The following is a 14,148-nucleotide window of genomic DNA, read 5'->3' on the forward strand; positions in this document are numbered from 1 at the left end:
TGCGCGAGACTTTTGGGTTTAAAGGACCGCGGTGGCGTTGGCGGGGGAGCCGGTGCCGCCAATAACATTCAGGGGCTTGATGGTCAGTAAGCAATCCCACCTCTTCAGCTGGCTCATGCGTCGGGCCAATGGTCCCAATCGCCAAAGCTCTCCGAGCGGGAGGCCGAGCTTTGCCAAAAACTCTTGGTGCATCATTCCACGATCATTGGGGGCTGTGCTGATGAAGGGGGAGTTGGCCACCGGTGGCAGGCACTCCACGGCGAAGTTATCGGCCGCCAGGATGCTCAATCCCGAATCCCACGCCCAGTCCAGTAGTTCTTCGGATTGCACCAACCCGGTGGCTTTGCCACCATCACGTTGCCGGGATTTTCCCTCCGGGGATAGCGCTAAGAACCATTCGCTCCAGCCGGTGTGAACCATCAGCGAGTCCCCTTGTTCCAACGAGATTCCTTGGTGGCTTATGGCCTCAAGGAGCTGGGAAAGCGGGATCTGCTCCCCGTTGGCATGATCAAGTTGATGGCCGTGGGATTGAGCAAACCCATCCAGATCGATCAAAAGGCCACGGGTCACGATGGGCCGATCCGACCAGTATTGGATGCCCAGTTCGCTGGTACCTACAATGATTTTTTCGTCGGGCACACCATTGTAGAAGCCGACTTCATCCGAACGGCGGTGGCGCAGTCCATCGATCTGCGAGGAGCCTTGAAGGTAAAAGCTGTCCAGGTAGTCATCACGATGGGCCGGATGATTGCCAAAAATGTGGTGCTCTGGAGCGCCTCGGGTTTTGGACATGCCAGGCGAAAACGCATCGATCGGATAATCCAGCCCAAAGGTTTCTCCCAAGCGGACCGATGTGGCCGCCTGAATACGTTTGGCCGCATCAATCTTGTCGGGGGCGCCAGCAGACGGGGAGCTAAATAGGTCCCATGAGGTACCGGCAAGGATTCCCGGGCGTTGTTTTAGCTCGGCACGAGTGGGGTACTTGCTCATTTTGATGAGTTCTCCTGTGCATATTTCACCGGGGTGGAGCCCACATGGAGCAATAGATAGGCGGCGATCGAGGCAATAGATGCACAGATGCAAAGTACCGTTTTGAACACCGTGTTGGGGCCGGTCAGCAAGAGCGCACTGCCGAAGATCATTCCGGCGAGCTGTAACAGGACAAAAACGATTCCGCCGCACAGGGCCAGCGCCAGTGAGACGACAAAGGTTTTTCGAAGTATAAGTTGATACATTTTTCGTTTCCTTTTAGACCGGCAAGATTCCGGATGCGATCAACACACCAATGGCCAGCAACGGCAGTGCGTAGAACAGCATCATGGAACGGAAGGTGCTGTACGGGTTGACCCCGGCAATACCGCAGGCAACGTACAAGGGTGCTCCACCCGGGGGAACCGCCGCTTCGCAGGAGGAAAATACCAGCACAGCAACGGCAGCTGTCGGCGCCGGGACTCCGGCGGCCACAAGGGCGGCCACTCCCACGGTGCCCACCGCGGCCATAGTTGCTGTTGAGGACAACGGAGCCGCCACAGCAATGACGATTAACCCAATCACCAGGGCGAGCAGCCACACCGGCAGTGAAAGTTGGTTCAACACTGTGGTGAGTTGCTCCGGCAAGCCGGTGCTGGCCAGGGCGTTGGCGCCGGCAAAGGCGAAGAGCACGGTAATTCCGACAATGCCAAAGCGGGGGATAGAGTCCTCAAGCATGGATGACCAGGCCTTGAGGCTGCGTGGCAATTTGCTCAATCCGAGCAGCAATCCCATGACGATCAACGCGATGGGGATCCAGAAGATCGGGCTGATCGCTTTGGTCACGTTGGTTTGGGTGTAATTGCTCAGTGCCTCGGCGATGGCACCGCTGGTGATGATCATCGGAATGGCAACACCAACAAAGAGCAGCAGGGTGCTCCAGCCTTGCCTAAAAGCCACCGATAGTTGCTGGCGCTGTTCGGTGGGTGTGGCTTGGGCTCCGCTGCGGCGAACCAATAGATAGGTCACAACCAGTCGATGCGCCACGCACCAGAGCCCACCAAAAATCAAGGGGACCAGCAACTCATTGGCTGAGAGCAACGGGCCAACGGTGGAGGAACCAACAAGAACAAACATTGAAGCACTGAACGGGAAAGTGATTCCCATGCCCGCGTTACCGGCCACGATGGTGGCTGCGGTAGGGCGGTCGATCTTTGAGCGTTCCATCCACGGGATGGTAATCGATCCAACGGTTGCGGCGATGGCCGCCTGATTGTGCACGATGCTACCCAAACCGGCCGAGGATACCGTGGACACGTAGGCGGCTCCGCCCTTACTGCCACCGATCAACGAGTCCAGCAGGTTGATCATGCGTTCCATGACTCCGGCTCGTTCAAGCAGGTAGCCCATGAATACGAAGATCACTGTTGCATAGACGATTTCGTCGGTGAGCGCCTCATAGAGTGCGGCCCAACCAACGGACAGCATCTGGCTGCCACTGAACGCTGCGGCCACAACGAAGCCAAGAATCATCGCTTCACCGACGTTACGGCGCATTAGCACCGTCCAAACGATGATGACCGCGAGGTAGACGCCTAGCGCCCAGATGCCAATCATGCTGTTTCCTTCCAAGCTTGCTAGCGTCGCTGCTAGCCAGCTGTCATTTTAGTATCGATGGCCATGCGCTCCATTGCACTGGCCGAGGCGTCAGACATTTCGTGTGGGACGCCTAGGTCTTCCAAGTACCCGCCGGTCGAGCGCATTTCTGCCGCGCGCCGTACCGCGTGTTTGGCGGTGCCGCTAAGGAACCGGTCGATGGTTGCCTGTCCGTCACCGGCGAGCATTGTAGAGATTTCTGTTCGGATCCATGGTTCAAGTCCTGCAGCGGCGCCTGCGTGAACGGCTTCAATCACCACGGATGCAAGACCCTTGGTGAAGACGCTGCGTAGCAACTTGTGGGCCATGGCGCTGCCCGGTCCGCCTGCTACGACTTCGACCGGTGCTCCCACAGACTTGAGCAGATCGGCAAAGTCCTCAGCTCCCTGGCCACTAGCCATCAGCGGAGTTTTTGCACCCTGGGCAATAACGGGTCCAAGGATGGCGACATCGATGAAGTTGACCTGGCCCGAGGTGGCACCCAAGTCTTCCATGACCTTGGGGGATGAACTGGTCAGATCCGCGTAACCAGATCCTGGCTTCATCACCGGTAAGCATTCCTGCGCGACCTTTGGTGCGGCGCCGGCGCCGGTCAGAACCAAAACCATGTCTGCATCCTTAACTGCTTGGGCAGCTGACTGCGCTAATTGCGCGCCCTGCGGGGCATGATTGATAAACGGATCGTAGCCGGTGATCTCGTGACCAGCTTCGAGCAGCGCGGCAGCATAAGTCTGTCCGACTTCACCGAGTCCGATGAGTGCACATTTCATAGTATGAGGACCTTAGATTATTAGGAATGGGAGATTTTGCGGTCAGCAAGAATGGCTGCGCGGCGCTGTGACTCGTCAAGGTTCACGGCTTCGGCAGCGGTGGCGATGTCCTTGGCGCGTTCTGCCGGGATGATGACCAATCCGTCCGAGTCTCCGACGACAATGTCTCCCGGCGAGACGGCAACACCGCCAAAGGCGATGGTTCCGTTAACTTCGAAGGGACCATTCTTGTAGGGGCCGGCGGGGCTAGTAGCTCGAGCAAAGACCGGAAGATTGATTTCGCCGAGATCCACCGCATCCCGAACCGCCCCGTCGACGGCAAATCCCGCGACACCCTTGGATATTGCGCGCTCGCCGATAAGCTCTCCGAGCAGTGCGCGGTCGGTATAACCACCGCCGTTGACAACGATGACTTCGCCGGGCTGAACATGTTTGAGCGCTTCATGGATTCCGGCATTGTCGCCTGGGGCCACCCATACCGTGTAGGCAGGTCCGGAAATTTTAGCGCCATCCCACACTGCTTGGATGTCCGCCGAAGCAATTCCTAGTCGTTGCATGGCATCGCCGATGTTGGCGGCAGGAAGCGCGGCAAGTCGATTGATGACAGATTGTGCGACGCAAAGAGACTGTGTCGATTGATTCATGGGGCACCTATCCCAAATCTGGGGTGAGCGTGAAACAACTGAGTTAATTTCAGTAGACGTTCTATAGTTTCACACTACGCAATTTCTTGATGATGTACGGAATCATGGCATGGGCTGCGTCACAGTGTCAAGGTGTGGGAAATTGTGTTTCGCGCAGAGGGCGCCAAAAGTGTCGGAAATTCTGGGCACGACAATCAGGCGCGTGATTCACGCGCCTGATTGGGTTGGTTATTGCCTTAGTAGACGCTGCTTGCTAGAAGATCGGACAAGCGACGAGCGGCCTGAAGGAGTTCCGGAGCCCGAGTTTCCAGGGCTTCGCGGGTAAGCGTGTGGATGGGGCCGGTCAAGGAGAGTGCCTCGGTTGGTGGGCCTTGGCGAGAAGGAATGGCGGCGGCAATCGAGATAATGCCAAGGGCACGCTCATCCTCGGAGATGGCGTAGTTGGCATCGGTGTTGGGGGCGCGGTCCTTGATGGCCAAGAGGTCAAAGTCCTCTGCTTCGTAATGCAGGCGTCGAGACGTCTCGGCAATCTGCGTTAGCTCATCGTCGTCTGCGCCAAGCAAGAAAATGCGTCCGGCCGCGCCGGCCGTTAGTGGAAGGCGTCGTCCCTGCGGGAGGTTGTAACCTAGGGAACTTTCGCCCACCACGCGTTCAACCAAAACTCGCTCACTGCCCAGACGGGTGTACAGCGAAGCTGTCAGCTTCGTGGCTTGAGAAAGTTGCTGAAGGATCGGCTGGGCAACTCGCGGCAAGGGATCGTTTTCCAGGAAGACGCGGGCCGCAGGGAGCACCGCTGGGCCCAATCGGTAGCTCTTGTCGGTCTGGCTGACGAGGCCTGCTTCCTGAAGCACTCGCAAGATCCGAAGTGTGGTTGGCGAGCTCATGCCCATATCGGCAGCGATGGTGCTCAGGCGCCGAGGGTGCTCATAGCGCTGAATCTGCTCGAATACGGCAATAGCTCTGGTTAATGACCTCATGCCATTGGGTGTCTCGGACTTCTCGTTTTCTGCCGCCATGATTTCATTCTATGCAATTAATTTGTAATTTGATGCACTTGCTTGACGACCTCTTGTGTCCCATGTCACTATTTCATGGAACGCTAGATAATGTTACTGTATGAAATTTACGAACAAACTATGCAATTGGAGGATGCTGTGTCGAATGATGCAACGGGAAGCTCGGTTCCTTCCGGGCGATGGCCACTGCTCATTGGCCAAGCAGTCATCGCGCTTATCGGCCTGTATGCGCTGCTGGGTTCATTGAAGCTTGGACTCTGGAGCGCTTTGGGCCCAGGCGCCGGTTTTTTCCCCGCGGTACTTGGCATATTCCTGATGGCGCTTGCCGTCTTGTGGTTCCTGCAGGGACGCGCGACGCCAACAGAGCAAACCGAGGCAGAGTCGTTCGACGGGGCGCAAGTAGGGGCTGTCATCCTCAGCCTGGTGATACTGGCTGCCGCTTTGCCATTCCTCGGATTCCAGCTGAGCGTATTTGCCTTCCTCATGTATCACCTTGGCTTCCGGGCTCGGATCGGGTGGGTGAAAGCCGTAGTTATTTCTCTTTGCGGGAGCGTCGGTGTGTTCTACCTGTTCACGACCGTCCTGCACGTCTCTCTTCCGGTGGCAACGTTGCTGCCGTTGAGCATGATTGGAATTTGATATGGACGTTCTTAATGAACTCATGATGGGTTTTGCCGAGGCGATGACCTGGCAAAACCTGCTCTTCGCCTTCGTTGGCTGCCTGCTGGGCACGGTCATTGGCGTACTGCCTGGCATCGGACCGGTCGCCGGCATCGCCTTGCTAATTCCACTGACTCTCAATCTTGATCCTGCCGGTTCTATCATCATGCTGTGCGCGATTTTTTATGGCACAACCTACGGCGGAACCATCACCAGCGTTCTGCTTAATACGCCCGGCGAAGCCGCTTCTGCGATTACCGCCATCGATGGTTACCAAATGACTAAAGTCGGCCGTGCCGGCGTAGCCCTGACCATCGCCGCGGTTGGTTCATTCATCGGCGGGACTATCGCCACCGTGGGTCTGGTCCTGGCTGCCAAACCGCTCGGAAGTCTGGGGTTGCTCATTGGTCCACCAGAATTTTTCGCTCTTGTAGTTGTTGGAATTTCTCTGCTTGTTGCTTTGGCAGGACGCTCCATGGTCAGGGCGCTGATTTCCGGTGCCCTGGGTCTGCTGATTTCAATGATTGGTATTGACCCGGTCATGGGAGCACCACGTTTTACCTTTGGCATGGACCGTTTGCTTGACGGCGTCTCATTTGTGGCCGTTATCGTTGGCATCTTCGGGTTGTCGGAAATCTTGTCTTACCGCCCGGGAAAGAACCAGACGGTGACGCAGACACCTGGACTGCGTGCCCTACTTCCCACACGAACTGACTGGAAACGCAGCACGCCAGCTTTCGCTCGCGGTACCGGCATTGGATTCGCGATGGGACTGATTCCGGGAATGACCGGATCGGTTTCCTCCCTGCTTTCCTACGGAGCGGAAAAGAAATTCTCCAAGTATCGCAACGAACTGGGACGAGGAGCCATCGAAGGTGTCGCCGGTCCCGAGACCGCAAACAATGCGCACGCAAACGGTGCACTAATCCCGCTCTTTACCTTGGGAATTCCCGCCTCGCCGACCATTGCAGTGCTCATGGGAGCTTTCCTGCAGCAGGGCCTGACCCCAGGCCCGACGTTGTTCGCCGAACACAGCACGCTGGCATGGACGATTATCGCCAGCCTGTTCATCGGTAACGTTCTGCTGCTTGTGCTCAACGTTCCTCTGGTCGGCCTGTGGACTTCGATCTTGAAGGTGCCTTACCCAATCCTGGCCGGGTTGATCTTGATGTTCATGGTTGTTGGTGCCTACACGATCAACTTCTCGGTATTCGACGTATTTGTCATGATCATCTTCGGCCTGGTCGGTTTGGGACTGCGTCGTCTGGACATCCCTCTGGCTCCGATGGTCCTGACCCTGGTTTTGGGCCCACTGATGGAACGTTCCCTGCGCGAGTCCTTGGACATTTCGCACGGTAGCTTCTCCATTTTCTTTGACCGTCCCATCACGATGGTGCTCCTGCTCATCGCATTGGTTATTGTCTGCAGTCCGCTACTGAAGCTGCGCAAGCCAGCCGCGCTGGTGGCTGAAGACCCTGAAAGCTAAACACTCGCAATAAGTTGTACCGAAAACGAAGGAAAACACATGAAACGCATCATCACCGCCGTTGCTGTAGGTGCTCTCACCCTGGCTGCTGCCGGCTGTTCAGCCAGTGGAGCATCCACGTCCAATGCAGGAGCCGATTTTCCAAAAAATGGTAAGTCCGTAGAACTGCTGGTGTCATTTTCGCCCGGCGGACCAGTGGACACCGCTGCTCGCCTGATTCAGCCCGTACTGGAAAAAGAGCTAGGAACCAATGTCGAAGTGGTCAACAAGCCGGGTGCTGGTGGGCAAATCGGCTACACATCACTGGCCAATGCCAAGCCTGATGGCTACACCATTGGAGCCGTGGGTTCACCATCAATTGTTGTCATCCCAATGGACGAGGCACGCGGAGCGGCCTTCAAACGTGAAGACCTTCAGCCGCTGGCGCGACAGGTAGTTGATCCGATGGTGATTGCTGTGCAGGCCGACAGCAAATACAAAAATCTCAAGGACCTGCTCGAGGACAGCAAGGCCAAACCTGGGTCTATTAACGCCACGACCACAGGTCAGATGGGTGGCGAGCACTTTGCCATCGCACAGATCAACGATGCCACCGGGGCTGAACTGAGCCCAGTTCATTTCTCGGAGGGAGCCTCGCAGGCCTCTACTGCTTTCCTAGGCAAGCACGTTGACGTGTTGGTTGGAAACATCAGTGAAGTGATTGATCTTCAGGAACAGGGCAAAGCCAAGGTGCTCGGAGTGATGGACAAGGAACGCGCCGAGGTCTTGCCGGACGTGCCAACCTTCAGTGAAGAAGGCTATGACGTGGTGGCAGCAACTGCTCGCGGTTACGCTGCGCCAGCGGGCCTGCCTGAAGATGTGGCCAAAAAATTGGAGGCCGCGTTGCAGGCTGCTATCGAAGATGAGTCCGTGGTTTCAAAGATGGACAATCTTGGCCTGACAACTAGTTACCAAGATTCGGCGGAATACGGAAAATTCTGGACCAAGCAGGAAGCCGACTACAAAAAGGTTTTGACGCTAGTGCAGGCTAAATAGCGGGATATTTTTGCACCAGGCGTGGCTTAAACATGAGGACTTCAGCGGTCGTTTTGAACTGCTGAAGTTCTTGTGCTTAACGTGCCATTAGGTCATAGTGTGAAATATGCGGATAATCCATGAGTCGTCCATGCCTTTCAGTGCAGAACAAGTCTTCACTTGGCACGAGCGTGTTGGAGCCATGCAGCGGCTCCTACCACCTTGGCAACCGGTGCGCGCGGTGCACCAAGCGGACTCGCTGGCCCATGGTGCCTCGGTCATTGGTTTGCCTATCGGTCTACGGTGGCGAGCGGAACATCAAGTTGCAGACTACGAACGTTTCCGACTCTTCACCGATGAGCTCGCGCCCGTTGGGTCTCGACAGCTACCTTTGCGGCCGCTTCGGTGGCGACACAAACACGAGGTTGTGCCAGAAAGCGCGAACACTTGCCTCATGCGCGATGAGGTCGAAACCAATTTACCGGCACGGATGGTACGGCGAATGCTCACCTACCGCCATGTGCAGCTTGCCCAAGATCTGACGGCTCACCAGCGTGCGGCCCGGCACGGTATGGAGCCTATGGTTATCGCGGTGACTGGATCTCACGGGCTTGTGGGGACCGCGTTGGTAGCTTTTCTGCAATCCGGAGGTCACAAGGTCTATCGCCTGGTCCGCGGCACTGCGCGCGCGGACAATGAGCGCTTCTGGAATCCCGAGGACCCGGATGTAGCGAGCTTGGCTGGGTGCGATGCCGTCATCCATCTTGCTGGTGCCACGATCGCCGGACGCTTCACGCAGAAACATCGTGAGCGGATTCGCGACAGTCGAATCGATCCCACGAGAAAGTTGGCTAGGGCCGCCGCAGCAGCCGGGGTGAAGACCTTTGTCTCAGCCTCAGCCATCGGCGTTTACGGCGCACACGCTGGAGAGAAGCTGTTGGATGAGGATGCCGAACACGGAACCGATTTTCTAGCCCAAACGGTCCAAGACTGGGAGGCTGCAGCCCGCGAGGGTCAAGCCCAGGGTATGCGCCGTGTGCAGGTGCGCACCGGTCTGGTTCAAAGCCCTCAGTCAGGGGTGCTGGGCTTACTTAGGCCGCTGTACTTGTCGGGGTTTGGCGGAAGAATTGGTCAAGGGCAGCAGTGGCAGTCATGGATAGGCCTAGACGACTTGGTCGAGATCTATCATCGTGCGTTGTGGGATGTGTTTTTGGAAGGCCCAGTTAATGCGGTGGCACCATGCCCAGTAAGGAATCAAGAGTATTCAAAGACCTTGGCACGAGCACTTCACCGATTGGACTTGCTTCCCGTTCCGACGTTGGCGCCCAAACTTCTTCTGGGCGCGCAAGGAGCAGACTTGTTGGCCCTAGCCAGCCAGCGCGTGACACCTGCAAAACTGCTTCAACGCTCGCACGCATTCCGCACGCCGCACTTGGATGAGGCGCTCGCGCACTGCCTAGGCGTTCAGCCTGAGGACAAAGCGCTCTAGCGCAAACTGCTCCCAGTGCCCTATCATCATTGAGTCAGGGGTCACAGTATTGTGGATTCCGGCGCTCTCAAAAGGGGCGATACCCGTTGCCGTAGCAACTGGTAACGGCAGACATATATGGAATTTTCTTCATCATCATTTCTTGAAAAGAGTCCATAATGTCTAGCGTTTCCGCAGCCATTGCCCATGCCCTAAAACCGGTAGCCCCACAGATCTTCGGATTGATGGGCAACGGCAACGCCCACTTCCTTGATGCCGCCGTTCGCGCGGGATTCGACTACACCGCGGTGCGCCATGAATCGGCCGCTGTCTCAGCAGCTGACGCGTACTTCCGGATTTCAAATAAGCTGGCCATCGCCACCACCACCTATGGTGCCGGCTATACCAACGGGGTGACCGCGCTGGCCGAAGCTGCCGCCGCTGGCACCCCGTTGCTTTTTGTCACCGGCGATGCGCCGAGCACTGGACTGCGCGGCTGGGACGTAGACCAAGTCGCCATCGACGCTGGGGTGCGAGCACCTCGTTATGTAGTGGACCGCCACACTCCGGGAAGCACCGCTCTTCAAGCCGCCGCGCATGCGCTGCGTGAGCAGACTCCAGTGGTTCTGGCCATTCCCTACGATCTGGCCGCGGCCGAAAGCGCTGAGGAAGAACTTCCAGAACTCGCTTCGATGAATTGTGCGCCACCCAAGCCCCGGCTTGCTTCCGCCACACTGCAGCAGATCGTTCAAAAGCTCGACGCCTCCAAACGCACGCACATTCTTTATGGTCGCGGTGCCATCGACGCCGCCGAGCAAGTTAGAGAACTGGCGCAGAAGTTGGATGCGAGTACCTCGGGCACGTTGCTGGCACGCGATTTGTTGGACTACACATTTGATCTAGGTATCACCGGTGGTTTCAGCACCGGAGCCAACGCGCGCATTATCGCCCAGGCCGATACCGTGCTGGTTTTGGGTGCGTCCCTGAACCAATTCACCATGCGCTTCGGCGAGCTGATTGACCAGTCGACGACGCTGATTCAAATTGATCTGGCGCCGAATGCCACCAACGCGCGCGTGGACATCTTTGCCCAGGGCGACGTGCAGGTTGCCCTCGAAGATTTGCTGCATGCAGTGCACACCGCCGATAGCACCTGGTGCCCGAGCCTAGATCTGGAGGACCTACGCACCCGTCCGGCCGGCGACGACGTGGCTGAGGACGGCTTGCTTGATCCGCGCCGGGTGGCTAGCGAACTGGAAAAGATTCTGCCGGCCAACCGTGTGCTGGTTCAAGACGGTGGTCACTTCATCGGCTGGGGACCAATGTATTGGTCCACCACCGGTGCCCGCTCGCTGAGCTGTGTGGGAACCGCCTACCAGTCCATCGGACTAGGCATCGCTTCGATGGTGGGCGCTGGCGCAGCGGCCGAGGGGCGAACCGTGGTGCTGGCTGCCGGCGATGGCGGCTTCCTGATGGGCTTGGCAGACCTGGAGTCGATCATCCGCACGGTCAACAGCGGAGTCATCGTGATCTACAACGATTCCGCCTATGGCGCCGAGGTGCACCAGTACGGTTCGATCGGTCTGCATGAGGATCCGATGCTGATTCCGACGGTGGACTTCGCTGGCATCGCTCGGTCCATGGGTGCCACTGGCGTGCGGGTTGATCAGCTTGAGGACTTGAGCGCTGTTGGCGACTGGGTAAGTGCCGGTGCCCATGGAGTATGTCTGGTTGACGCCCGCGTATCTATGCGGATTCGTGCCCCTTATATGGAAGAGATTCTCGAGGCCAACAAGAAGGCGACGATGAAGCTCGCATTACAATCCGATTAAGGTGCTGGAAAAACGGTTGGGGTACGGCGTAGGGTTGATCCGTGCGAAAGTTTTTAGTTGGAGCAGCAGGGGTGAGCCTAGGGACGCTTTTAGTGTTCCCCGCAGCCTCGGCCCTTGCTGTCCCAGCCGGAGCCACTGATGTAGCTGGCATCCCAACCCAAGCACTGTCGCAGACCTCATTGCGTGTTGCCACCATCGAAGCGAACCTCACCGCGGATGCGCCGGGTAAGTTGAACGAAAACCTGATGGGGGCAAGCAACCTGCAGGCAGGGCATGTCGCTGACAGCATCGCTCAGTCCAACGCTGACGTAGTTGTCCTTACCGATGTGGATGCGGACCAGGCAGCCCTAGATACCTTCCGCGACCAGTACCTGAACAACACCGAGGATGAACGTCCAGATGTTGACTATCAGTACTCCTATCTAGCCGTTGGTTCCAAGGGGTTGCAGAGTGGCGCGGATCTGAACGCTGACGGTGTCATTGGTGGGGCACAAGATGCCTGGGGTCAGGGCGAATTTGAAGAGCAGGGCTCGGTAGTCGTGCTCTCCAAGTACCCGGTTGATGAAGATCAGATCACCGCGGTCTCCAAGCTCAAATGGCAGGACGTTGCCAACAACCAGTTGCACCACACCAAACTCGACGGTGTACTGGCCGCATCAATTCCAGTGATGAACACCGGACTATGGGACATTCCTATTGAGTACCGCGGTCAGCGTGTGCACGTAGTAGCCACACAGACTGAACCCGAAGATCAGAACCAAGACCTTGCCGCAGCTCGCCAGAGTGATGAACTTAAAGTTATCTCCGACTATCTAGCCGGCAAGGACTACGTTCATATCGATGAGGGGCGCCAAGCCAAAGGTGTGGGCGACGAGAAGTTTGTCATCGCCGGAGCCCTGAACCTACAAGAGTCCGGCGAGTCACGCATCAAACCGTTCCTTAAGTCACTGGGCCGCGAAGATGCGCTCAACGAGTCCGGAAGCTACTTGGTACCTGATACTTCGTGGCAGGTTGTTGGCCAGGGCCTTATCGAGCAGAGCCAGCCACCGCTGGATGAAGCAATACCAACGATCATTGATGAACCTGGGTCATTAATCTGGACTGACATTCAGTTCTAGCCCGTTCGCGCAGGGCGATCATCCCTGTATTTTCTCGCCTTAGCATTGCAGAATCCCGCAACTGAACGTGCCGTAACCGTCACTGGTCTGAAGTTATCTGTAGATTAAGTTCCACAAGCAAGTAATGCACCATCCACTCAATGGCAGCGAACCCGAGCAAAGCACGGCAGACTCAAGGTAACTCTCAGGGTTTTGCGGAAAGCTGGAGGCATCATGAAAAAAGATCCAATCTCGATGACTTTCATTGGCAAAGATGGCAAGCCACGCCCTAATGTGCAGCAAGCTATTTTGAAGGGCATTGGCGTGCAGCGGCCACTGGTACTTGCGTACATCAATCGACTGCGTAAGAGGCGCCCCCAAGCGGACTCGACCGAACTGGCCGCCATCGTGGAACGTGACTACCTATTAGTTGTCACCGGTTCCGGAGCTGCCGTCGGTGGTACTGCAGCAGTACCGGCTATTGGCACGGTGATATCACTGAGTCTTTCAGCTGCGGCGACCCTGGGCTTCCTTGAAGCTTCTGCACTCTATGCGCAGAGCTTGGCCGAACTACACGGCATCGCCATCGAAGATCCAGACCAGTCACGAGTCTTGGTGATGGGCATCCTCATGGGTGAAGAAGGAAGCTCGATGATTGCAGGGCTTACCGCTCAGGCCGCTGGCCGTGGTGGAGGACCTGTGAAGGGTTGGGCCCAAGCCTTCGGGGCGAACAAGAATACCAGCCTCTACTCCAGCATGCAGCGCACCTTGCAGAAGAAGTTTCTGCATAAGATCATTGGCACCCAGGCTGCCAGCATGATGGGAAGATTGGTTCCGTTCGGTGTTGGCGCGGTGATTGGTGGGGCTGGCAACCGATTCATGGCAAAGCGCGTGATCGAGAATGCGAACGTAGCTTTCGCCGGCATGCCAACGATTGTCCCGAGCGCACTGTCGCAAGATGACCCACGCGTTCTGGACGCCGAAATCGTCGAAGACTAGACGGTTAACAGGTTTTGGCGCCGATGACGGCGCTTACTAAACACCCTGTAAAACAGTTTTAACTGTTTTACAGGGTGTTTTTTTGAGTTTAAACCGCATGATGTCGCGGTTTAAACTGGTTGCAGCGGATTAAGTGTGCACGGTCACCGCCACAAACCACCTCACCGATTTGCACGACCCCCCAAACCTGTGTATAGTTTTTCCTTGTCGCCGAGAGCAAAACGGAAGAAATAACCGGATGTAAATCGGAGGCAAAACCCCAGAATATCAACGGTTTTGCACAGGTCACTGTGGAAAAGATGTTGAAGAATGGGAACCATGAATACTGATTCAAATCACAAACAATTGATTTGACTTTCAGAAATTCACGGTGATAAGATTTGAATATAACGCTGGACGAAATTACCGCCTGAAATGGTCGGTAAAGAACCGGTAAGTGTTTGTTGTTTGAGAACTCAATAGTGTGCCAAGTTTGTTGATACCGAATATTTATTTTATTTGGTGAATACATAACATTTGCTTGAGGCATTGCACCCC

At 56.5% G+C, this 14,148-nt stretch carries 14 protein-coding genes; 7 read left to right on the plus strand and 7 right to left on the minus strand.

All coding sequences use genetic code 11. The features are described from left to right. Positions 1-18: 18 nt before the first annotated feature. The 6 genes from ACT3RW_RS00735 to ACT3RW_RS00760 form a co-directional block, all read right to left on the minus strand. Entirely contained in the window at positions 19-990 is a 972-nt protein-coding gene (locus ACT3RW_RS00735) for a cyclase family protein (RefSeq protein WP_444612488.1), read from the minus strand. Continuing rightward, positions 987-1,235: a hypothetical protein gene (locus ACT3RW_RS00740; protein WP_444612489.1), complete on the minus strand. Its 249-nt coding sequence runs from the start codon at positions 1,233-1,235 to the stop codon at positions 987-989. The genes ACT3RW_RS00735 and ACT3RW_RS00740 overlap by 4 nt, the downstream gene beginning before the upstream one ends. 13 nt (positions 1,236-1,248) lie before the next feature. Next, positions 1,249-2,586: a TRAP transporter large permease subunit gene (locus tag ACT3RW_RS00745; protein ID WP_444612490.1), complete on the minus strand. Its 1,338-nt coding sequence runs from the start codon at positions 2,584-2,586 to the stop codon at positions 1,249-1,251. A 32-nt stretch (positions 2,587-2,618) separates the two neighbouring features. Continuing rightward, positions 2,619-3,395 carry a DUF1932 domain-containing protein gene (locus tag ACT3RW_RS00750; protein WP_444612491.1) on the minus strand — a complete coding sequence of 259 codons (777 nt, stop codon included), beginning with the start codon at positions 3,393-3,395 and terminating at the stop codon, positions 2,619-2,621. A 20-nt stretch (positions 3,396-3,415) separates the two neighbouring features. Next, complete coding sequence (locus ACT3RW_RS00755; protein ID WP_131090703.1) at positions 3,416-4,039, minus strand: RraA family protein; 624 nt, start codon at positions 4,037-4,039, stop codon at positions 3,416-3,418. 236 nt (positions 4,040-4,275) lie between these two features. Beyond that, positions 4,276-5,055: an IclR family transcriptional regulator gene (locus ACT3RW_RS00760; protein WP_131090702.1), complete on the minus strand. Its 780-nt coding sequence runs from the start codon at positions 5,053-5,055 to the stop codon at positions 4,276-4,278. A gap of 138 nt (positions 5,056-5,193) precedes the next feature. On the opposite strand from ACT3RW_RS00760, the gene ACT3RW_RS00765 reads away from it, so the two are divergent. The 7 genes from ACT3RW_RS00765 (at position 5,194) to ACT3RW_RS00795 (ending at position 13,611) form a co-directional block, all read left to right on the plus strand. Continuing rightward, positions 5,194-5,694: a tripartite tricarboxylate transporter TctB family protein gene (locus ACT3RW_RS00765; RefSeq protein WP_444612492.1), complete on the plus strand. Its 501-nt coding sequence runs from the start codon at positions 5,194-5,196 to the stop codon at positions 5,692-5,694. 1 nt (position 5,695) lies between these two features. Then, positions 5,696-7,201, plus strand: coding sequence for a tripartite tricarboxylate transporter permease (locus tag ACT3RW_RS00770; protein ID WP_131090700.1), 1,506 nt, complete (start codon positions 5,696-5,698; stop codon positions 7,199-7,201). 39 nt (positions 7,202-7,240) lie between these two features. Then, positions 7,241-8,236, plus strand: a complete 996-nt coding sequence (locus ACT3RW_RS00775; RefSeq protein WP_444612493.1) for a tripartite tricarboxylate transporter substrate binding protein — start codon at positions 7,241-7,243, stop codon at positions 8,234-8,236. A 130-nt stretch (positions 8,237-8,366) separates the two neighbouring features. Continuing rightward, the gene (locus tag ACT3RW_RS00780; RefSeq protein ID WP_444612494.1) at positions 8,367-9,704 is read left to right on the plus strand and encodes a TIGR01777 family oxidoreductase; all 1,338 of its coding nucleotides are present in this window, start codon (positions 8,367-8,369) and stop codon (positions 9,702-9,704) included. A 158-nt stretch (positions 9,705-9,862) separates the two neighbouring features. Then, complete coding sequence (locus ACT3RW_RS00785; protein WP_444612495.1) at positions 9,863-11,515, plus strand: thiamine pyrophosphate-binding protein; 1,653 nt, start codon at positions 9,863-9,865, stop codon at positions 11,513-11,515. Positions 11,516-11,556: 41 nt separating this feature from the next. Then, positions 11,557-12,633, plus strand: coding sequence for an endonuclease/exonuclease/phosphatase family protein (locus tag ACT3RW_RS00790; protein ID WP_444612496.1), 1,077 nt, complete (start codon positions 11,557-11,559; stop codon positions 12,631-12,633). 213 nt (positions 12,634-12,846) lie between these two features. After that, positions 12,847-13,611, plus strand: coding sequence for a hypothetical protein (locus ACT3RW_RS00795; protein WP_444612497.1), 765 nt, complete (start codon positions 12,847-12,849; stop codon positions 13,609-13,611). An 88-nt stretch (positions 13,612-13,699) separates the two neighbouring features. On the opposite strand, the gene ACT3RW_RS00800 is transcribed toward ACT3RW_RS00795, so the two are convergent. After that, a complete protein-coding gene (locus ACT3RW_RS00800) occupies positions 13,700-14,122 on the minus strand; it encodes a hypothetical protein (protein ID WP_444612498.1) in 423 nt (140 codons plus the stop codon). Positions 14,123-14,148 lie beyond the last annotated feature (26 nt).

The sequence above is a fragment of the Glutamicibacter sp. AOP5-A2-18 genome (genome assembly GCF_052446055.1).
Classification (GTDB): domain Bacteria; phylum Actinomycetota; class Actinomycetes; order Actinomycetales; family Micrococcaceae; genus Glutamicibacter.

What these genes read in the sequence shown, in the direction of transcription:
- ACT3RW_RS00740 (WP_444612489.1), bottom strand. Translation starts at nt 1,235, where the DNA reads ATGTATCAACTTATACTTCGAAAAACCTTTGTCGTCTCACTGGCGCTG.
- ACT3RW_RS00780 (WP_444612494.1), top strand. Translation starts at nt 8,367, where the DNA reads ATGCCTTTCAGTGCAGAACAAGTCTTCACTTGGCACGAGCGTGTTGGA.
- ACT3RW_RS00800 (WP_444612498.1), bottom strand. Translation starts at nt 14,122, where the DNA reads ATGTATTCACCAAATAAAATAAATATTCGGTATCAACAAACTTGGCAC.
- ACT3RW_RS00795 (WP_444612497.1), top strand. Translation starts at nt 12,847, where the DNA reads ATGAAAAAAGATCCAATCTCGATGACTTTCATTGGCAAAGATGGCAAG.
- ACT3RW_RS00750 (WP_444612491.1), bottom strand. Translation starts at nt 3,395, where the DNA reads ATGAAATGTGCACTCATCGGACTCGGTGAAGTCGGACAGACTTATGCT.
- ACT3RW_RS00735 (WP_444612488.1), bottom strand. Translation starts at nt 990, where the DNA reads ATGAGCAAGTACCCCACTCGTGCCGAGCTAAAACAACGCCCGGGAATC.
- ACT3RW_RS00760 (WP_131090702.1), bottom strand. Translation starts at nt 5,055, where the DNA reads ATGGCGGCAGAAAACGAGAAGTCCGAGACACCCAATGGCATGAGGTCA.
- ACT3RW_RS00745 (WP_444612490.1), bottom strand. Translation starts at nt 2,586, where the DNA reads ATGATTGGCATCTGGGCGCTAGGCGTCTACCTCGCGGTCATCATCGTT.
- ACT3RW_RS00755 (WP_131090703.1), bottom strand. Translation starts at nt 4,039, where the DNA reads ATGAATCAATCGACACAGTCTCTTTGCGTCGCACAATCTGTCATCAAT.
- ACT3RW_RS00775 (WP_444612493.1), top strand. Translation starts at nt 7,241, where the DNA reads ATGAAACGCATCATCACCGCCGTTGCTGTAGGTGCTCTCACCCTGGCT.
- ACT3RW_RS00785 (WP_444612495.1), top strand. Translation starts at nt 9,863, where the DNA reads ATGTCTAGCGTTTCCGCAGCCATTGCCCATGCCCTAAAACCGGTAGCC.
- ACT3RW_RS00770 (WP_131090700.1), top strand. Translation starts at nt 5,696, where the DNA reads ATGGACGTTCTTAATGAACTCATGATGGGTTTTGCCGAGGCGATGACC.